The sequence below is a fragment of the Nonomuraea sp. CA-143628 genome (genome assembly GCF_050942315.1).
Classification (GTDB): Bacteria; Actinomycetota; Actinomycetes; order Streptosporangiales; family Streptosporangiaceae; genus Nonomuraea.
In genome coordinates this window covers 12,336,162-12,355,978 of sequence record NZ_CP192072.1, presented here as the reverse complement: position 1 = coordinate 12,355,978, position 19,817 = coordinate 12,336,162, and the positions used below count along the sequence as shown (strand labels likewise).

Below are 19,817 nucleotides of genomic sequence, written 5' to 3'. Positions count from 1 at the left end.
CCATGACATATCTTCCACAGTTGCTCGAAACGGCGGCAGCCGCGCGTCCCGACGCGCCGGCCATCACCGGCCCGACGGGCGTTGTCTCGTACGGGGAACTCATCGGGCGGGCCCGCGGCTTCGCCGGGCTGCTGCGTGCGCTGGGCGCCGCGCCCGGCGAGGTAGTGGCCGTCGAGGACGGCGGCACACCGGCGTCGGTGATCGCCCTTGCCGGCACGCTCTACGCCGGTTGCGTGATCCTCCCGATCGATCCGGTGCTGTCGCCGGAGCTTCGTGACTCTATGACCAGCGTGGCGCGCTTCCTGGTACGCGCGGACGACCTCTTCGAGCCTGGACAGACCCGGCCGATGGCCGTCCCGGAGCAGGTGGAACCGCTGGCCGAGCCCGCCAAGCTAGACGCCCGCTCGCCCGCGTACCTCTGCTTCACCTCCGGCAGCACCGGGCGTCCGAAGGCGGTGCTGGGCGCGCACGACTCGCTCGCCCATTTCGTCCGCTGGCAGCGGGACACCTTCGAGGTCGGACCGGGCGACCGGATGGCGCAACTGACGAGCTGGTCCTTCGACGTGGTGCTGCGCGACATCTTCACCCCCCTGATCAGCGGCGCCACACTCTGCCTGCCGGGGTCGCGGTCGCGGGACGCCGGACGGGTCTTCTCGTTCGCGCGGACGTACGGGATCACGCTGGTTCACACGGTTCCGTCGCTGGTCCGGCGGTGGCTGGCGACCGCCGCCGTGGACACCGCCGTGCCGACCCTGCGGGCCGCCTTCTTCGCCGGGGAGCCGCTGCACGCGGAGCTGGTGAACGACTGGCGCGGCCGGGTGGCGCCCGGCAGCCGGGTGGTCAATCTGTACGGACCAACGGAAACCACCCTGGCCCAGTGCGCTTTCGAAGTGCCTGACGAGCCGGGCACCGGCCCGTTGCCGGTCGGGCGGCCGTTGCCCGGGTGCTCGGTCGGCGTACTGCGGCCGGGGTCCTGGGAGCCCGACGATGTCGGTGAGGTGGTGCTGACGACGCCGTATCGGTCACTGGGATACCTCGGCACGGACAGTACGTTCGAGACGGCTCCCACGGGTGAGCAGGTGTACCGCACCGGCGACCTTGGGCGATGGGACGAGCGAGGGTCGCTGCATCTGCTCGGCCGGCTGGACCAGCAGGTCAAGGTGCGTGGTGTCCGGCTGCGGCTGCCGGAGATCGAACGGGTGCTGCGCGGCGTGGCCGGCGTCCGCGAGGCCGCCGTGGTCGTCGCGGGCGACGCACGGCTTGTCGCCTGTCTCGTGGGGGATCCGGCCGTGCCGCCGGTTCGGGTGTTGCGGGAGGCGGTGCTGCGGGAATTACCGGCCGCGGCGGTTCCGGATGAGTTCGTCGTGCGTACGGACCTGCCGCTGCTGCCGAACGGCAAGATCGACCGCACAGACCTGCGCGCCCCGGCCCCGGTTGAGGTCGAGGTCGACGCCGAAACCGGGGGGAACGCGCTGGTGGTCGAAACCTGCCGACGTGTCCTGGGCGTCGAATCGGTCCCGTTCACCGCGGATCTCTTCGAGCTCGGCGTCGATTCGATGTCCGCGATGGAGATCGCCGCCCGGCTGGAGGACGAGCTGGAAGCGGAGATCCCCTACGGTCTGGTCTTCGACCACCCCACCGTCGAAGAGATCTCCCGCTACCTCGCCGACCGGAGCCTCGGGTGACCGGCCCGATCACCCCGTCGTGGACCCAGCGCAGCCGCCTGCTCCGGCTGGTCGAGGACGCGGAGGCCGGGCTCTACCGGCCGCAGCACACGATCTCCGCGTTGCGCGTACGCGGTTCACTGGACCTCGCCGCACTGAACCTGGCCTGGCTCCGGCTGCAACGGCGGCACCCGATCCTGCTCACGTCCTTCGACCCGCACAAGCCGCTGTGGCGGCTGGACCCGGCCGACCCGGTCGACCTGGTACGGCTGCCGTACCTCGCCGAAGCTCGGCAGGCGCTGGTGCGGGAGGCCGAGCGGCCGTTCGACTTAGAGCGGGGACCGCTGGCCAGGCTGGTCGCCATCCCGCTTCCGGATACCGCGGAGACGCTGCTGGGGATGGTGGTCGACCACCTGGTCTCTGACGCGTGGTCGCGGCGGATCCTCCTGGACGACCTGTACCGCCTCTACGACCTGGAGATCGGCGCGTCGACCACGAACCTGCCCCCGGCGCCGGGCGCGTACGTCGGCTGGGTGGAACGCCAGAACGATTACCTGGAGTCCACAGCCGGGCTCAACCTGCGCCGGAAGCTCGCGCGGCACATCCTCCTCCCCGACCGGGGGCCCGCTGGGCGGAGGCCTGTCGGTCGGGGGGCCGCCGATCAGAGGCTCGCCGGCGGGGCGGACGTTCCGCGGATCGAGCGGCAGCTCGACGCGGACTCGTACGAGCGTCTGCTGCCGGCCGCGAAGCGGTTCCGGCTGACCCGGCTCCAGCTCGTCCTGGCCGCCCTGGACGCGGCGTCGGCCGAACTGGGCGAGCATTTCCCCGCTGCGACGATCATGGCGGTCGCCGGTCGTCCCCGCCCCGACCTGCACGGCTCGGTGGGCTGGTTCGCCGACCAGGTAGCCGTCGTCAATCGAGGCAGGAGGCATGCCGATCCAGCGGAGCAGATGCGGTCGTTCCGCGAGGCGGTGGTCGCGGCGCTGGACTCGGCACGCGTTCCATGGGCGCTGGTCGTCGCGGACACCGTGCCGGAATGGTTCACCCACTCGATGTCGCTGCCGTACATCTCGTTCAACGCCCAGCCGCTGCGGATGGGCCCCGCCCTGCGCCCGGCCGCTTTCGCCGGCACCGAGATCGAGGAGTTCCCTGTCCACCTCGGGCGACCGGACGGGGCGCTCCTGACGTACTGGTCGGAGGACGACGGCGGCGGCCTGCGGGCGGCCCTGCGGTACAAGCCCGAACGCTACAGCGAGGCGGACGTCCTCGCGCTCTGGGAGAGCACCATCGCAAACCTCGACCGGTTCGCCGAAAGCGTGGGCGGCCGGACAGTTGGGAGTACAGACCGGTGAGGTTGTTCGTCATAGGCGCGGACCCGCGCCGCGAGTGGGCCTTTTCCACCTGGCTGCGCGCCGGCCTGTCGGTCACCCTCGCGGACGGGGTCAGCGCCGGCGGTTTCGAGCACGCCGTCGATCGCTTCCATCCGGTCGAGGTCCGTGATGAGAAGGCCGATGTGGAGTCGCTGGCGCGGATGGCGCTCGGCCACGACGGGGTGACCACGCTGGCCGAGGGATCGCTGATCACCGCCGCGACGGTGGCGCGGGAACTGGGCCTGCCGGGTCCGGGCGTCGGCGCGGCGCGCATCGCCCGCAGCAAGATCAGCCAGCGCTGGGCCGGCCAGCGGCACGGCCTGACCGGCCCCCGGCACTCGGCCGTCACCGGCCCCGACGATCTCGTACGCTTTTTCGCCGCCGGTGTCCAGGCCGCGGTGCTGAAGCCGCCGGACGCCTCCGCGAGCGCCGCCGTGTTCGCCGTACACAACGTCGAAGAGGCGCTGGACCGCTGGCCGAGAGTGCGAGCGATCTCGCCGAGCCGTACCGGCATCGTGGAGGAGTACCTGCCCGGAGCGGAGGCGAGCGTCGAGGCCGTGGTGCGGGGCGGCGAGCTGGCCTTCTCCTCGCTGACCCGCAAGCAGACAGGCGGCCCCACCGGCTTCCTCGAAGTCGCCCACACCACCGACCAGGCCGAACGCCCCGATGCCGCCGTCAGTGCGCTCGTCCGAGACCTGATCGCCGCCTGGCAGATCGAGTCGGCCATCCTGCACGTCGAGGTGAAGCTCGACGACGGCCGCCCCGTCCTGCTGGAAGGGACGGTCCGGCCGGCAGGCGACTACATCACCGAACTGGTGTCCGCGGTGCATGGCCGCGACCTCTACCTCGACCAGGCGCACCTGGCACTGGGCCAGCCGCTCGCGGCGGACCACCCACCCCCCGCCCGCCGGGCGGAAGTGCGCTTTCTACTGGCCTCCGGCATCGTCCGCCGGAACGTCGCCCCGGTGGAGGTGCTCGCCGGCCTGCCGGACGTCAAGATCGTCCGGCAGCTCGCGGCGGCCGGCTGCCGCCTTCCACCGCTGACCGCGAACTGGGCCAGGGCCGGGTACGCCCTCGGCTGGTCCACGGACGACGGCGAGTCGCTGACCGGCCAACTCCGGACGGCGGTCACCGACCTCGGCAAGCTGATGGGCACGCCGGAGTCGGCCTGACCACGCCGCAGGTCATCCGGCGCGGCACTTTCCCGGATCACCCGCATATACATCAGCCGGGCATCGGCGCTCTGCGGCACGTCGTTGCTAGGCCTTGGTCCTCAGGCGGCGTGTTTGTCTTCGATGTGAATGACGATCAAATCGTGCCCGTCCTGATCGCGCTTGCTACGGCCGAAGAGGCCGACCGCGAGATCCTCGTGGTTCTCCAACTCGCTGGGATCGACATACGTGAGAACGTCGGGATGATGGCCGGTTACGGCCCAACCGGGTGCGTCGTCCAGGTCAACGATGTCGAAGTCTCCGGCCGGGGTGCCCGTGTGAACGGGACCGTACTCCCGTAAGAGCGAGGTCGCCTGCCGGCCGAGATCGTCGGTCGGCTCCATCAAGATCACGCATGTTCCGTTGGCGAAGAGCACCCAGGACTTGGCGGGGTCCAGCAGGCGACGCCAGGTCTCGATCATGGCCGTTTGGTTCATGCGGAGCAGCGTAATGGGGGACTGGGGCAAATCCTGAGGAACATGGCAATGACCTCGCACGACATGCTCGGGCGGGAGTCTCTAGTGCGGGAACGCCTTCGGCGGGCGGGGTGTCACCTCGTCGCGGAACGTCTCGATGACGGAGGCGACCTGGCGCATGAGCTCGGTGTCCCGGAGCCGGTCCAGATAGAGCGAGCGCCGGGCCAGCGCGTCCAGGTCCACGGCGAAGTAGATGGCCATGAGCGGGTTGACGAACAGCTCGCTGCCCTTCGTCCGGTCGGTGAAGCGCACGTCCCCGAACTCGCCGCGCACGGCCGCCGCGATCGAGCCGTTCACGATGCTCGGGTACGCCGGCAGCTCGGCCTGGGCGTGCGCGACGGCGTCGAGATAGAGCGCACCCGCCTTCGTGGACCTGGAGACCGACAACGCGCCCAGGTAGGCGCCGTCGCGTTCCAGGGCCGCCAGGTTCTCCAGGACCTGTACGTGGTTGACGCCGTGATAGGCGTCCACCCCGAAGCCCAGGCAGGCCACGATCTTCTCAGGGACGTCGAGAGCCTGGACGGCAGCCAGGCTCGTCATGTCGTCGGCCGGGGTGCCGAGGCCGGCTTCGTCGCCGCGCATGAGGATGTCGGTGCCGCCGTCCACCAAGACGACCGCGTCCAGGTCGAGGTGCTTGGCGAGCTTGGCGTACGCGGCGCGCAGCGGGCGGACGCCCACCTTGGGGAAGGCGTACACGGTCGACGGCTGGCCGTGCCTGGCCAGCCAGCGGGCCAGGCAGCCCTCGGGGAAGTACCAGTCGCGGGCCTCGGTGTCCGGGCGTATCTCCGCCACATCCTCGAACAGCCAGACGCCCAGGTCGAGGGCATCGAGGTGACTGAACGACAGGTTCGCCAGATGCACTTCCTTGCCGGCCTCCCGAAGAGACAGGGCCAGGGGCAACCCGGCGTACACGTCGAAGCCTCCGCCCGCACCGGCGACGAGGATCCGGCTGGAACGCTCAAGCCGGGCGGACAGGGGTGTGCCGAACATGCGTCACATCTTGCCGTAGAGACGTGGGCCCATTTTCGTCCGCGCCTGTGCCCCAGGGAGTTCCGTACCTGCCGGTGAGCTCGCGGATCTCCGCGTCGGCGAGGAAGCGGGGTTCGCGGTCGCCGAGCAGCAGGAGCAGCGCGCAGACCTCCTCGACCTCGACGGCCGCGTCCACCGCCGCACTCATCGACGAGCCGGTCACGATCGGGCCGTGGTTCTGCAGGAGCGCGGCCCGGAACGGGAAGTCGAGCCGTTCCAGTTCCCCGGCCTGGGCCGCGTCCCCGGGAGCGGCGTACCCGATAAGTGGCGTCTGTCCGACCCGCATGACGAAGTACGGCGTGAGCGGCGGGATCGCGCTGCGTGGCGACCACGGCGGCAGGCAGGCGACGGCGGCGGCGTGCCGTGCGTGCAGGTGGACGACCGCCTTGGCGGCCGGATCGCGCCGGTAGAGCGCGAGGTGCAGAGGGAACTCCTTCGACGGCATGGGCCCGGCGACGTGCGTGCCGTGCTCGTCCAGGACCGACAGCCCCTCGGGGTCCAGGGCGGACAGGTCGGCGCCGGTCGGGGTGATGAGCAGGCGGTCGCCCTCGCGGACGCTGAGGTTGCCCGACGAGCCGGGGCTCAGGCCGAGGGCGGCCAGGTGGGCGCCCGCTTCGATCAGTTCGGCGCTCACGACAGCTTGTCCCATGCGGTGGTGAAGATGTCCGTCTCCCCGAAGTTGCCGGATTTGAGGGCGATGTTGATCGGCAGGCAGCGGCCGTTCAACCGCGCTTCCGTACGCGACCAGGTCACGCCCGGACTGATCTCGGCGCCGATGCGCAGGGTCCGGGCGCCGAGTGCGGTGACCACGGCTCCCGATGTCTCGCCACCGGCCACGAGCAGGTGGTGGGCCCCGGCTGCCACCAGGTCGGCCGCGCACCGGGCGAGCGCGCGTTCCACGAGCGCCGCATCCAGCTTTGCGTCCGGGCCGAGGTCCCCGTCCAGGTTTGCGTCCGGGCCGAGGTCCGCGCCCAGGTCATCGCCCGGACCGGTCGAGTAGATCAGCGGTGGTCGGTCGGGGTCCTCGTGCCAGCTGGCCGTGACGAAGCCGACCAGGTCGGCGACGGCGCCCTCGAAGTCGCGGCGTAGCGCCACCGGATCGAGGCGCCGGTGGGGGAGCGCCGGGCGGGCATGGGCGACCTGTGCGCGCGTCGCCGCCGACGCGCTGCCGGACAGCACCACGCCGAACCGGGGATCGGCGGGGCGGGCGAGCGCTCGGGCGGATCCGGGGTGCGGGCCGGTGAGGCCGAGTGCCAGACCGGCCGCGCCGGTCACCAGCCGCAGGTCGGCGGTGGCCGCCGCGATGGCGCGCAGGTCGGCGTCCGTGGTGGCGTCGACGACGGTCAGCGCGCCGTCGGCCTCCGGGGCGTTCAGGGCCGTACGGATGTGCGAGGCGCCGGCCCGTACCGTGTCGTGACCGATGAAGTGCACCCGCCGCCGCGTCTGAGGGGACAGCAGGCGGCCGAGGTGCGAATCCCGCATGGGCGTCAGCGGGTGGTCGCGCATGGGGCTCTCGTCGAGCAGGTCGTCGTGAACGAACAGCCGGGCGCGATAGACGGTGCGGCCGGTCGCCGGGAAGGCGGGCACCACCACCGTACGGGTCTCACCGAGCGCGTCCAGCAGCGCGTCGGCCACCGGGCCGATGTTGCCCTCGGGCGTGGAGTCGAAGGTGGAGCAGTACTTGAAGTAGAAGCGCTCGCATCCCGCGGCGCGCAACGCGTCCAGCGCCGCCACCGAGTCACGCACGGCGTCGGCGACGGGCGCCGTGCGCGACTTCAGCGCCACCACCACGGCATCGGCCTGGGAGTCGACAAGGCCGCCGGAACCGACGGCCACCACGGTGCGGAACCCGCGGGCGACCAGCATCGTGGCGAGATCCGTCGCTCCTGTGAAGTCATCGGCGACGGCCCCTAGGTACGGCATGGCTCAGCCCTCCGGACAGCGTTCATGTGAAGTTAAAGTACAATACGTTACGCAGATGTGAATCAATGACGAGCTTCTGTGAATCCGCACCACTGCCGGTGCCGAGCCGTACAGAGGAGCGGACAGAATGGAGCCGACAGGGAGGGAAGACGCACGATGACCGCCCCGGAGGAGCCCCCACTCATCCCGGACCAGCGCCGCGAACGGCTGCTCAAGCAGCTGCGGCGCGAGGGTGTGCTGAGCGTTCAGCAGATCACCCAGATCTTCGGCGTCTCGCACATGACGGTCCGGCGCGACATCGCGGAGCTGGAGCGGCAGGGGCGGGTCTTCTCCGTGCCGGGCGGTGTACGCATCGCCCACCAGGTGCATACCGAGCCGACGTTCCATGACAAGTCGCTGATCGAGCAGCCCGAGAAGCGGGCCATGGGCCGGGCCGCCGCCGAGCTGGTGAAGGACGGCATGACCGTCTACCTCGACGCCGGAACGACCATCCTGTCCATGGTCTCGTTCCTGTTGCCGCGCGAGGCGCTGACCGTGGTGACCAACGACTTCACCACGGTCGACGAGCTTCAGGCGGCCAGGTACCTGTCCGTCATCCACACCGGCGGCCAGGTCGAGCCCGACAATCGCTCCAGTGTGGGGCGGCTGGCCGCGGCCACCGTACGGCAGCTCGCCTTCGACGTGGCCTTCATCAGCGCCGGCTCGTGGGACCTCATCCGCGGCGTCACCACCCCGACCGCCGCCAAGGTGGAGATCAAGCAGGCGGCGATGGAAGCGGCGTCACGCTCGGTGCTGGTGGCCGGGTCGTCGAAGTACGGAAGTTTCGGGATGTACCGGGTCGCGCCGCTGAGCGCCTTCGACATGGTGATCACCGACGCCGCACTCACGGAGGCGGCCGCCGAAGGGATCCGCGCCGGCGGCACCGACCTTGAGCTGGCCGGGATCTAGCGCCTTCTCCGCTCCGGTACGGTCTGCCGCCTGACTCCCTCCAGCCCTATGACAGCGGCTCACAGACGAGCGGATGGCCTTCGACACCCTCCGCGAATCCACTCGTGTCGTATCGAGCACCGGATGCCCAACCCACCAGCCACTCGGTCATGGTCTCCGCGATGGGTGGCTCTTGCTCGGCCTCGTGAGGAACGATGATCGCCGGCCAGACTTCGGGCTCGCCCACGGTCAACCAGCCGATCGCATCGCCGTTGACAGTGCTGCCCCAGCTGAAGAACCCCCCGGGTTCGGGCCACATGGCGAGCGTGAAATCTTCGGGAGAGTCCTCTCTGAGGTCTCGGTAGTCGTCCATTTCCTCAGGCAACGCGGCGCACTGCTCTTTGGTGAGCAGGCGTATGTCGCAGACATACAGCCAGCGGGCGAAGTCGCAGCTCCCGTAGCGTTCTATGAAGGCGACGTAATCATCCGGAAGCCGCATCCCGATATCCGCGAAAACCTCATCCCAGGCACGAATGCCGAAGACCGGTGAGGGCGGCGGGGGAACAAGGGTAGTGAGCTGCTCAAGCGGCGCGGGGTCGTATGCCACGGCGTCGACTGTACTGTCGCCCGAGAAGAACTACGACTTCTATACGATCATCGACGTCGGACGCCTTGATCGTGACGGGGAATGTGATGAGTACAGACCTTTACGGAATCCGCGTGATGGCGCTGGAACCGGGGCAGCGGCGGGTCCGGTTGCGCGTCTTCGTCACGTATTACGACGCCGATGAGTACGACCAGGCGCTGCTGGATGGCGATACGAGCTTCTTCTTACGCGTGCTATGGGACGAGGCCGAGGATGCCGGTCCGCTGGGCGAGCAGGTCGGCTTGGATGAGATCCTCGACGACGATTGGGTTGATGGCAACACCTGGCGGTTCATCGAGCGGTACGAAGCCGTGATGTCGAAGAACGTGCCATTCACAAAGACGGACATCGCCAACCTGCCAACCAGGCGCTACGACCTGCATTGGTTCACCGGCGAAGAGTCGCTGGTCCAAACCGACTACGACGTGTGGGTAACCGATCCCCGCTGGTTGGCGCACCTGAGCCTGGGCCAGGACTGGACCACCACCTCGTACCCGACCCAGGCCGACCGACCGCACCCAGAGGACGCGCCACTCATACCAGACCCACGCTGACGAAGCCGCCCCTGTCACCGGCAGGGTCTCGCGAAGCCTACGACGACCGCTCCATTGATCGGTAACGGCTCGGCAACCCTTGCGACAGATCACGAACTCGTCAGCTGCCGGCGGCGACCAATAGGCATGACGGAGCCGGATCAGGGGCAGCCGAAGGGCGGGACAGCGCTCCTGCTTCTCGGTCTCCTATGGCTCATCGGCACACCCACCTTGGGTGTTCTGGCGTTCTCGTTCGGCTTCACCCTGACCGAGGGCGCATCGGCGAACGAAACCCTCTTCCTGGTGTGCGGGATAGCCATGTTGGTCCTCGGGCTGGGCGCCCCACCGGTTGGTTTCATCGCCAGTCTGGCGCTGAACAACAAGGCGGGCGCATGGACCTACGGCGTGATCGTGGCGGCATTCGTCGCGGTCGCGTTCGTCACCAGAGATCGAGGCGGCCCGGTCCACGTGGAGGAGCCGGCCGTGTGCACGGCACCACCAGACAAAGCGGTAGGGGTGCCCGGCTGTTAGGGCGACGAGCTGTGATCGTTCTGGCCGTGCCGCGTTTTCATGACTCTGCCGAAACCTTGACGCAACATAGGCTTCCGATCCATAGTGAGCCAGTCACCCCATAAGCGTGTCTCTGGAGGTCTTATAGCAGGCAAGAATGTTAGCGCTAACAATGTAACCTCCTTTCCGCCCCTGTCGCGATGTCGCAGGTCGGCAGGCATGTCGCTGTGCGCACGGCCGCACGGCGGCGTCCTTCGCGTCTTTCGTTAATGACCTGTGCCTGGAATATAGCGACGCCCCCCTGAAAGGCAGAGGTTCATCATGATTGTTCGGTCCCAATTACGGCAGCTTAAAAAGGTACTGTTGTCCGCCGGTGCGGCCGTCGCGCTCGCCGCCGGCCTTCTGGCCGGGATCTCCACGCCGTCCCAGGCCGCCGCAGCCCTGTCGTGTGACATCTACGCCGCCGGCGGCACCCCATGCGTCGCGGCGCACAGTACGACCCGCGCCCTGTACGGCACCTACAACGGCTCGCTCTACCAGGTGCGCCGCACCTCGGACAACACCACCAGGAACATCGGCCTCCTGAGCGCGGGCGGATACGCCAACGCCGCCACCCAAGATTCGTTCTGCGCGAATACGACCTGCCTCATCACCATCATTTACGACCAGTCCGGTCGCGGTAACAACCTCACCCAGGCGCCCCCCGGCGGGTTCCCCGGCCCGGCTCCGGGCGGGTACGACAACCTCGCGAACGCGACCGCCGCGCCGACGATGATCAACGGCCACAAGGCGTACGGCGTCTACGTGGCTCCTGGCACCGGCTACCGCAACAACACCACCAACGGCGTCGCCAAGGGCGATCAGCCTGAGGGGATGTACGCGGTCTTCGATGGCACGCACTACAACGGCGGCTGCTGCTTCGACTATGGCAACGCCGAGACCAACAGCCGCGACAACGGCAACGGCACCATGGAGGCCATCTACTTCGGGAACATCAAGGTCTGGGGCTACGGCACGGGCAACGGCCCCTGGGTCATGGCCGACCTCGAGAACGGCCTGTTCTCCGGAGTGAACCCGGGTTACAACGCGAACGACCCGACCGTGAACCACCGGTTCCTGACCGCCATCATCAAGGGCGAGCCGAACCACTGGTCGATCCGGGCCGGCAACGCGCAGTCGGGCAACCTGTCGACGTACTACAACGGAGCGCGCCCCAACGTCGCGGGCTACAACCCGATGAAGAAGGAAGGGGCGATCATCCTCGGGATCGGCGGCGACAACAGCAACGGCTCCGCCGGCACCTTCTACGAGGGCGTGATGACCTCCGGCTACCCGTCGGACGCCACCGAGAACTCGGTGCAGGCCGGCATCGTCGCCGCCGGATACGCGCCGTCGAGCGGCGGCGGCAACCCCGGCGGCACGCTCACCCCCGGCTCGTCGATCTCGCTGCGCGCGACGACGGCCTGCTGCACCGACCGCTACATCCGGCACCAGAACGACCAGGCCATCACGTCGGTGATCACCTCGGGCAGCTCGTCTCTCGACAAGAGCGACGCTTCGTGGATCGTACGCAGCGGCCTGGCCAGCGGTTCGTGCGTGTCGTTCGAGTCGAGGAACTACCCCGGCGACTTCCTGCGGCACCAGAACTACCAGCTGTACCGGCAGCACAACGACGGCAGCTCACTGTTCGCCGCCGACGCCACCTTCTGCCCGCAGGCCGGCAAGAGCGGCCAGGGCTCCTCGCTCGCCTCCTACAACTTCCCGACCCGGTATATCCGCCACTACAACAACATCGTCTACATCGCCAGCAACGGTGGCTCGAACGCCTTCGACAGCGCCACCTCATGGGCCAGCGACGTGAGCTGGATCGTCGAACAATCCTGGGCATAGTGCGTGAAGCCGTCTCCGGCCCTCGGGGGCGGCTCCACGACCGTCGGACTGAAAGTTTCGGGCCGACATTGACATATTTCGGGAGGCTTCTCAGACTGATCGCCAACGCCCCACCTGGAAGGGAGAGCCTCATGACCCTCCGTACGAGGGCCGTCGCGCTGGCGGTAGCGGTGACACTCTCGCTCACCGGAGCGCTGACCGTAGCCCCCACCGGGGCGACGGCGGCAACCGGAGTCGAGGACGAGGGCGCCGACTGTGTCGTGACCGGCCTGCCCGACCAGGGATCCCTGCCGAGCAACTCCCGGCTCCCCGACCCTTTCAAGAAGCTGGACGGTACGCGCATCTCCGCCAAGTCCGACTGGCGGTGCCGACGGGAAGAGATCAAAAAGCTGGCGGAGAAATTCGTTTACGGCGAGAAGCCCGGAAAGCCGGCAAGCGTCACAGGCACGGTCTCCAGAACCAGTATCACCGTGAACGTGAACCACAACGGTAAGAGCGCTGCTTTCTCGGCGAGCGTCTCATTGCCGAGTGGTTCCGGACCCTTCCCGGCCGTGGTCGTCCTGGGCGGATTCGGCGCGGACACGGCCGCCATCACCGCGGCCGGCGCCGCCGTCATCAACTACGACCCCTACGCGGTCGGGCGAGAGGGCACGCCACGAAACAACAAACAGGGCGCCTTCTACAGCATCTACGGCTCCTCCAGCAGCACAGGGCTGTTACTCGCCTGGGCCTGGGGAGTGAGCCGAATCATCGACGTCATCGAGCAGTCGGACGGCAGCATTCTCAAAGCGGACGCGACCGGCGTCACGGGCTGCTCGCGGTTCGGAAAGGGCGCCTTCGTGATCGGTGCCTTCGATCAGCGCATCGCTCTGACCATGCCGATCGAGTCGGGCAGCGCCGGTGTTCCCATCTTCCGCGGGATTCCCGGGGAAGGCGCCCAGAGTCTGAGCAGTGCCTATGGAGAGCAGCCGTGGCTGGGCGACGCGTTCGGCTCCTTCACCAGCGGTCCGGACCGGCTGCCGGTGGACACACATGAAATGGTGGCCATGGTCGCGCCGCGCGGATTGTTCATCATGGACAACCCACACATCGTCAATCTGGGTCCCCGATCCGCGAGCGTGGCGGCCTTGGGTGGGGCGGAGGTCTACAAAGCGCTCGGCGCGGGAAGCAACATCACCTACTGGTCCGACATTCAGGATGGCAACCATTGCGCCAACCGGCCTGAATGGCGGTCCCCGTTGCAGCAGAACATCCAGAAGTTCCTGCTGAAGACGGGCAACGCTCCCGGCGCGATCAGGATCTCGCCCAAGGCGCTCGGCAATCTGTCCGACTGGCGGGACTGGCAGACGCCGACCCTCGGCGATTCCGGCGACACCACGCCGCCGACGGCCCCGGCCGGCCTGGCGGCCTCGGGAGCCACCTCCACGGGCGCGAGCCTGAGCTGGACGGCCGCCACAGATGACAACGGCGTTGCCGGCTACGACGTCCTGCGCGCGAGCGGCGCTACGTTCGTCCAGGTCGGCACCTCGACCACGACCTCGTACAGCGACACGGGCCTGACACCGAGCACCACCTACCGCTACCAGGTCAGGGCACGGGACGCCGCGGGCAACGTCTCACCGGTCTCGAACACCGCGACAGTCACCACCCAGCCCGGCACGTCCACCGGAGCGTGTACGGCCGTTCCGACCGTACAGACCCAGTGGGCCACCGGGTACGTCGTCCAGCCGCTGACCATCACCAACACCGGCACCGCGACGATCACCGGATGGACGGCCACCTTCACCCTGCCGGCCGGGCACACGGTGACCGGCTCGTGGAACGGCACCCTCACCGTCAGCGGGCAGACCGTGACCATCAGAAACGTCGCCCACAACGGCACCCTCGCCCCAGGAGCCGGCACCACCAGCGTCGGCTTCCAGGCGACCCGCCCGAACGGCAACACCGCACTACCGTCCGGATACACCTGCGCCTGACAACTGAGGTGCTACGTGCGAGACAGCCGCGCTGCCAGGATCCGAGCGCGGGCGAGCTGGACATTGCGCGCCTGGCCGGCCGCGAACCCGGCCAGGAGCCACGGCGCCGTCAGGTCGAGCCGGTCGCTCATCCGCGTGCCGGTGCCATCCGGCTCAAGGTCGAAGCGGTAGGCCATGCGTATGCGTCCCGGGCTCCGCACCTCGCCGTGGACGGACAGGCCGTCGGTGTGCAGGGCCACGTCGATCGCGTTGTCGTACCTGAAAATCCGTAAAAATCGGAAACGCTCGACGGCCGTGTACCGGATCACACCAGGCTCCGAGCGATCCACATCGCTGACGGCCACCACGAGGGGTGACAGACCGATGTAGCTCTCCGGCGTCGTCAGGTGCTCGAACACCTTCTCCGGTGCGGCGTCCATGTGGAATTCGTGGGTCAGCACGCTGCTCGACACCTGGCCTCCTCCCGTACCTGCGAGTTATGTCGAAGATTGTGGTCAGATTTCTTACCGCCGGGAAGCGCGGAATGATCACGAACAGCGGCCTGGGATGATCAGCCTGATCACTGTCACACTCGGCATCCCAGGAGCACCCTTGTCCAAGCGTCGTGGCTTAACCCTGTCCGCGGCCCTCGCCGCGCTGTTCGTGTGCGTCGCCATCCCTGGAGCAGCGGCGGAACAGCAGACAGAGGATCCGACATATCCGGGACCGGTCTACAAGACGGTCACGGACAAGAGCGGGATGCTGTCCCTGCAGACCAACGGGCGGCCGGACGGAAAGGACATGGTCTTCCGGATCTCAGGGGCGGTCTACGCCAACATCGAGGGCAACGCGTACGACCCGCAGCTGCGCCATGGCCAGAAGCTGTTCAACATCGAGGGCTACAACATCCGGCGGCTCTACCGGGTGCCCGGCACCACGCAGCTCTACCAGCTCTCCCGCGAGATCGTCTTCTACACCGACCCCACCGACCCCACGAAGATCCTGCGGGAGTGGAAGAACCCGATCGACCAGCGCACCTACCCGGTCGTCCCGATCAACAACGACACGGTGAACTTCGGCCCGTTCAACGTCACCTCCTCCTACGTCGGCCCGCCCCTGCGGCAGATGCACGACGAGACCGAGTGGACCAGCGACATCCCGGTACGCACCGACTTCGGGACCACGCTGGGCGAGCAGTTCGGCCTGGTGAACGGCGTCTACGCGGCCCAGGAGATGTTCGACTTCTACGTCGACGATCGCGAGGTCGCGGCTCGTACGGTCGCGGGCAGCATCCCCAAGGGCGCGATGCACACCAAGATCAGCTGGACCAGGACGAGCCCGTGGGCGCCGTTCATGTGCCTGCCGGAGACCGGCGTCCGCGGCCAGCTCACCTACCACGCCCGCAGCTGGTCGCTGGATTCCTACTTGGACGTCGAGCCGTGGCTGCGGGCGGAGGTCGACGCCGCCTACCCGCTCTTCAAAGCCGCTCCCACCGCGCCCGGCCCGAGCGAGAACTCCTGGAGCTCCTTCTACAACAAGCAGCTGGGCAAGGGCGCCACCACGTGGTCCGGCTGGTGCGCCGCCAACGGAAAGGGCTGACCTTCCGGGAGCCGCATTGCACTCTGGCAACACCCTGGAACAGGGTGGCTCCCCCTTCGGTTCGATGCTCCAACAGCCTCGCGGGACGGAATAGGCTCATGCGTGCAGTCGGGCCGGGGCAAGGTTAGGGGAACGGGTGAGCAAGTCCTTCGTACATCTGCACGTCCACACCGAGTACAGCATGCTTGACGGGGCGGCGAAGATGAAGCCGCTGTTCAAGGAGGCCGCCCGCCTCGAGATGCCGGCGATCGCGATGTCCGATCACGGCAACATGTTCGGCGCGTACGAGTTCCAGAAGGTGGCCAAGGACAGCCCCGTCAAGCCCATCGTGGGCATCGAGGCATACGTGGCGCCGGAGAACCGCTTCGTGAAGAAGCCGGTCTTCTGGGGATCGCGAGCCGAGACCGGTGTGGCCGACGGCGAAGGCGGCAAGGACGTCTCCGGAGGTGGCCGGTTCACCCACATGACCATGTGGGCCAAGGACGCGGGCGGACTGCGCAATCTGTTCAAGCTGTCGTCCTTGGCCTCGTTCGAGGGCTACTACTCCAAGCCCCGGATGGACCAGGACCTGGTCTCCCAATACGCCAACGGCATCATCGCCACCACCGGCTGCCCGTCCGGTGCGGTGCAGACCCGGATCCGGCTCGGCCAGTACGACGAGGCGGTCAGGGTCGCCGGCGAATACCAGGAGATCTTCGGCAAGGAGAACTACTTCCTGGAGCTGATGGACCACGGCATCGACATCGAGCGGGAGGTCCGGGCCGACCTGCTGCGGCTGGCCAAGCAGCTCAACATCCCGCTGCTGGTCACCAACGACAGCCACTATGTGACCGAGGACCAGGCCGACGCGCACGACAGCCTCCTGTGCGTCGGCGTGGGCAAGAACAAGGACGACCCCAACCGGTTCCGGTTCAACGGGTCGGGCTACTACCTCAAGAGCGCCGACGAGATGCGCAGGCTCTTCGCCGACCTGCCCGAAGGGTGCGACAACACGCTGCTCGTGGCCGAGATGGTCGGCGACTACAGCGACGTGTTCTCCTACGTGGACCGGATGCCCCAATACCCGGACGTCCCCGAGGGCGAGACGCAGGAGTCCTGGCTGCGCAAGGAGGTCGAACGCGGCCTGGAGATGCGTTACGGCACCCCGGTCCCCGCCGAGGTCATGGAGCGCTACGAGACCGAGATGAAGGTCATCGGCCCGCTCGGCTTCTCCTCCTACTTCCTGGTCGTCGCCGACATCTGCAAGCACGCCCGCGACAACGGCATCGCGGTGGGCCCCGGCCGTGGTAGCGCCACCGGCTCGATCGTCGCGTACGCGACGCGCATCACCGAGCTCGACCCGTTGGAGCACGGCCTGCTGTTCGAGCGGTTCCTGAACCCTGAGCGCATCAGCCCGCCCGACATCGACCTCGACTTCGACGACCGCCAGCGCGACCGCATGGTCCAGTACGTGACCCAGAAGTACGGCAGCGAGGCCACCGCGCAGGTCAACACGTTCGGCACGATCAAGGCGAAGGCCGCCGTCAAGGACGCCTCCCGCATCCTCGGCTACCCGTTCGTGATGGGTGACAAGATCACCAAGGCGATGCCGCCGGACGTCATGGGCAAGGGCGTCCCGCTGGCGGACATGTTCAACGAGAGTCACCCCCGTTACATCGAAGGCGCCGAGATCCGCGCCCTGTACGACAACGACCAGGACGTGCGCAAGGTCATCGACACCGGCCGCGGCATCGAGGGCCTGATCCGCGGCACGGGCGTGCACGCGGCGGCGGTGATCCTTTCCTCGGCGCCCCTGCTGGAACTGATCCCCATGCACATGCGGGACAAGGACAAGGTGATCATCACCGGGTTCGACTACCCGAGCTGTGAAGACATGGGCCTGATCAAGATGGACTTCTTGGGCCTGCGCAACCTGGGCATCATCGACCACGCCATCAAGATCATCAAGCAGAACCGGGGCGTGGAGCTCGACACGCTGACGCTTCCCCTCGACGACAAGACCACGTACCAACTGCTGGCCCGCGGCGACACCCTGGGCGTCTTCCAGCTCGACGGCGGCCCGATGCGGCAGCTGCTGCGACTGATGGAGCCCACCCGGTTCGAGGACATCGCGGCAGTGCTCGCCCTCTACCGGCCCGGCCCGATGGCCGCCAACGCGCACACCAACTACGCGCACCGCAAGAACGCCCGCCAGGACATCGAGCCCATCCACCCCGAGCTCAAGGAAGCGCTCGAACCCATCCTCGGCCCCACCTTCCACCTGCTCGTCTACCAGGAGCAGATCATGGCCGTGGCCCGGGAGCTGGCCGGCTACACCCTGGGCGGCGCCGACCTGCTGCGCCGCGCCATGGGTAAGAAGAAGAAGGAGATCCTGGACGCCGAGTACGCCAACTTCCAGGCTGGCATGCGCGCCAACAACTACAGCGACGAGGCGATCCAGGCGCTCTGGGACGTCATGCTGCCGTTCTCCGGATACGCCTTCAACAAGTCCCACACCGCCGGATACGGTCTGGTCGCTTACTGGACCGCCTACCTGAAGGCCAACTACCCCGCCGAGTACATGGCCGCCCTGCTCACCTCCGTAGGTGACGACAAGGACAAGGCCGGCGTCTACCTCGCCGAATGCCGAAAGATGGGCATCCAGGTCCTGCCGCCGGACGTGAACGACAGCCAGCTCGACTTCGTCGCCGTCGGTGACACCCAGGTGCGCTTCGGCATGGGCGCCGTCCGTAACGTCGGGGAGAACGTGGTGGAGGGCATCGTCAAGGCCCGCGCCGAGAAGGGCCGCTACGAGCACTTCAACGACTTCCTCAGCAAGGTGCCGTTGACGGCCTGCAACAAGAGAGTCATCGAATCACTGATCAAGTCGGGCGCGTTCGACTCGCTCGACCACCAGCGCAAGGCCCTGCTCATGGTGCACGAGCAGGCGGTCGATTCGGTCATCGACATCAAGAAGAACGAGGCCCACGGCCAGGACTCCCTGTTCGGCGGCCCGAGCGACGACGAGGGTGAGGCGGCGTTCTCCGTCCAGATCCCCGACATGGAGTGGGACAAGAAGACGCTGCTGGACTTCGAGCGGGAGATGCTCGGCCTGTACGTGTCGGACCACCCGCTGGCGGGCACGGAGCGGCTGCTGGCCCGCAACCGTGACACCACCATCGCCGAACTCCTCGAAAGCGGTCGTGACGACCGCGGCGACGTACGCGTGTGCGGCCTCATCACCAAGGTCGACAAGCGGGTCAACAAGGCCGGCAACGTGTGGGCGATCGTCACGGTCGAGGACATGGACGCGGCCGTCGAGTGCCTGTTCTTCCCCAAGAGCTACGAGCTGTACGCCCCGGAGCTACGCGGCGACGTCGTGGTGTCGGTCGGCGGCCAGATCAACAACCGGGACGGCGCCATCAGCGTCTTCGCGCAGGATCTCACCCCGCTCGACGTGTCCGGCATCACCAGCGATTCCGGGCATCCCGTCACCATCCAGGTCCGCGAGGAACGTCTCACGCAGCAAACCGTGGAAGAGCTCCGTAACGTGCTGAAGCTGCACCAGGGCAGCGTGCCGTTGCGGATCAACGTGCAGCGGCTGAGCGGCAAGACCCTGGTGTGCGCTCTGCCGGAGTTCTCGGTCAACGCCGAGCCCAGCTTCGCCGCGGACGTGAAGCAGTTGTTCGGGCCGGAAGCCATCATGCTGTGACCCAACGGCGGATCGAGGTCGTCTCGACCGCGGAGCCGCCCACGTGCCCGCGCTGCGAAGGCGAAGCGCTGCTGTCGGCGCGGGTACCGTACGGCTGGGCCAACGCCGGCGGAGGGTGGGTGCACGGCCGTACCGGGGTCGTGCTCTGCCCCGCCTGCGATGAGGACGCGCCGCACGCGGCGCCGCTGATCACGTGGTTCCACGTCCACGGCAAGGCCGACCAAGGGGATGTGGAGCTCGCGCGGCTGCTGGCGGCGTGGGCCCAGAACGTGTCGGTGTCCCGTTTGGACGAGCGGGCGTTGGAAGCCGAGATAGAGCGGTGGCGGCGCGGCGACCTGTAGCCGCACGGGCTCGCCGCCGGTCGCTGTCGTGCCATGGGTGGGGCGACTCCTC

Annotated in this window: 17 protein-coding genes; 11 read left to right on the top strand and 6 right to left on the bottom strand. The window is 67.9% G+C overall.

Annotated elements, in window-relative coordinates; genetic code table 11:
• The first annotated feature begins 2 nt into the window (after positions 1-2).
• From ACQP2T_RS55900 to ACQP2T_RS55890, 3 genes are read left to right on the top strand one after another with little or no spacing between them, the layout of a single operon-like run.
• Positions 3-1,685: a non-ribosomal peptide synthetase gene (locus tag ACQP2T_RS55900; RefSeq protein ID WP_433512858.1), complete on the top strand. Its 1,683-nt coding sequence runs from the start codon at positions 3-5 to the stop codon at positions 1,683-1,685.
• Positions 1,682-3,016 carry a condensation domain-containing protein gene (locus tag ACQP2T_RS55895; RefSeq protein ID WP_433512857.1) on the top strand — a complete coding sequence of 445 codons (1,335 nt, stop codon included), beginning with the start codon at positions 1,682-1,684 and terminating at the stop codon, positions 3,014-3,016. The genes ACQP2T_RS55900 and ACQP2T_RS55895 overlap by 4 nt, the downstream gene beginning before the upstream one ends.
• Positions 3,013-4,206 (top strand): ATP-grasp domain-containing protein, encoded by a 1,194-nt coding sequence (locus tag ACQP2T_RS55890; RefSeq protein WP_433512856.1) that lies wholly within the window; start codon positions 3,013-3,015, stop codon positions 4,204-4,206. The genes ACQP2T_RS55895 and ACQP2T_RS55890 overlap by 4 nt, the downstream gene beginning before the upstream one ends.
• 101 nt (positions 4,207-4,307) lie before the next feature.
• On the opposite strand, the gene ACQP2T_RS55885 is transcribed toward ACQP2T_RS55890, so the two are convergent.
• The 4 genes from ACQP2T_RS55885 to otnK form a co-directional block, all read right to left on the bottom strand.
• The gene (locus ACQP2T_RS55885) at positions 4,308-4,667 is read right to left on the bottom strand and encodes a hypothetical protein (protein ID WP_433512855.1); all 360 of its coding nucleotides are present in this window, start codon (positions 4,665-4,667) and stop codon (positions 4,308-4,310) included.
• A 96-nt stretch (positions 4,668-4,763) separates the two neighbouring features.
• Positions 4,764-5,711, bottom strand: coding sequence for a DUF1152 domain-containing protein (locus ACQP2T_RS55880; protein ID WP_433512854.1), 948 nt, complete (start codon positions 5,709-5,711; stop codon positions 4,764-4,766).
• Positions 5,680-6,384, bottom strand: a complete 705-nt coding sequence (locus ACQP2T_RS55875) for a class II aldolase/adducin family protein (RefSeq protein ID WP_433512853.1) — start codon at positions 6,382-6,384, stop codon at positions 5,680-5,682. Before ACQP2T_RS55875 ends, ACQP2T_RS55880 begins: the two co-directional genes overlap by 32 nt.
• A complete protein-coding gene (gene otnK / locus ACQP2T_RS55870; protein ID WP_433512852.1) occupies positions 6,381-7,673 on the bottom strand; it encodes a 3-oxo-tetronate kinase in 1,293 nt (430 codons plus the stop codon). The genes ACQP2T_RS55875 and otnK overlap by 4 nt, the downstream gene beginning before the upstream one ends.
• Positions 7,674-7,829: 156 nt before the next feature.
• Here otnK and ACQP2T_RS55865 point away from each other — a divergent pair, with 156 nt between their 5' ends.
• Positions 7,830-8,621, top strand: coding sequence for a DeoR/GlpR family DNA-binding transcription regulator (locus ACQP2T_RS55865; protein ID WP_433512851.1), 792 nt, complete (start codon positions 7,830-7,832; stop codon positions 8,619-8,621).
• Between the two features lie 46 nt (positions 8,622-8,667).
• On the opposite strand, the gene ACQP2T_RS55860 is transcribed toward ACQP2T_RS55865, so the two are convergent.
• Entirely contained in the window at positions 8,668-9,207 is a 540-nt protein-coding gene (locus tag ACQP2T_RS55860; RefSeq protein ID WP_433512850.1) for an SMI1/KNR4 family protein, read from the bottom strand.
• A gap of 86 nt (positions 9,208-9,293) precedes the next feature.
• On the opposite strand from ACQP2T_RS55860, the gene ACQP2T_RS55855 reads away from it, so the two are divergent.
• From ACQP2T_RS55855 to ACQP2T_RS55840, 4 genes are all read left to right on the top strand, one after another.
• A complete protein-coding gene (locus tag ACQP2T_RS55855; RefSeq protein ID WP_433512849.1) occupies positions 9,294-9,800 on the top strand; it encodes a hypothetical protein in 507 nt (168 codons plus the stop codon).
• 126 nt (positions 9,801-9,926) lie between these two features.
• On the top strand, positions 9,927-10,310 hold the full coding sequence (locus ACQP2T_RS55850; protein ID WP_433512848.1) for a hypothetical protein: 384 nt from the start codon (positions 9,927-9,929) through the stop codon (positions 10,308-10,310).
• Positions 10,311-10,652: 342 nt separating this feature from the next.
• The gene (locus ACQP2T_RS55845) at positions 10,653-12,179 is read left to right on the top strand and encodes an alpha-L-arabinofuranosidase B (RefSeq protein ID WP_433512847.1); all 1,527 of its coding nucleotides are present in this window, start codon (positions 10,653-10,655) and stop codon (positions 12,177-12,179) included.
• 131 nt (positions 12,180-12,310) lie between these two features.
• Positions 12,311-14,155, top strand: coding sequence for a glucuronyl esterase domain-containing protein (locus tag ACQP2T_RS55840; protein WP_433512846.1), 1,845 nt, complete (start codon positions 12,311-12,313; stop codon positions 14,153-14,155).
• An 11-nt stretch (positions 14,156-14,166) separates the two neighbouring features.
• On the opposite strand, the gene ACQP2T_RS55835 is transcribed toward ACQP2T_RS55840, so the two are convergent.
• Complete coding sequence (locus ACQP2T_RS55835; protein ID WP_433512845.1) at positions 14,167-14,607, bottom strand: SRPBCC family protein; 441 nt, start codon at positions 14,605-14,607, stop codon at positions 14,167-14,169.
• Positions 14,608-14,746: 139 nt separating this feature from the next.
• On the opposite strand from ACQP2T_RS55835, the gene ACQP2T_RS55830 reads away from it, so the two are divergent.
• The 3 genes from ACQP2T_RS55830 (at position 14,747) to ACQP2T_RS55820 (ending at position 19,765) form a co-directional block, all read left to right on the top strand.
• Positions 14,747-15,733 (top strand): DUF1838 family protein, encoded by a 987-nt coding sequence (locus ACQP2T_RS55830; protein ID WP_433512844.1) that lies wholly within the window; start codon positions 14,747-14,749, stop codon positions 15,731-15,733.
• Between the two features lie 136 nt (positions 15,734-15,869).
• Entirely contained in the window at positions 15,870-19,424 is a 3,555-nt protein-coding gene (dnaE, locus tag ACQP2T_RS55825) for a DNA polymerase III subunit alpha (protein ID WP_433512843.1), read from the top strand.
• The gene (locus tag ACQP2T_RS55820; protein WP_433512842.1) at positions 19,421-19,765 is read left to right on the top strand and encodes a DUF6300 family protein; all 345 of its coding nucleotides are present in this window, start codon (positions 19,421-19,423) and stop codon (positions 19,763-19,765) included. Before dnaE ends, ACQP2T_RS55820 begins: the two co-directional genes overlap by 4 nt.
• Positions 19,766-19,817 lie beyond the last annotated feature (52 nt).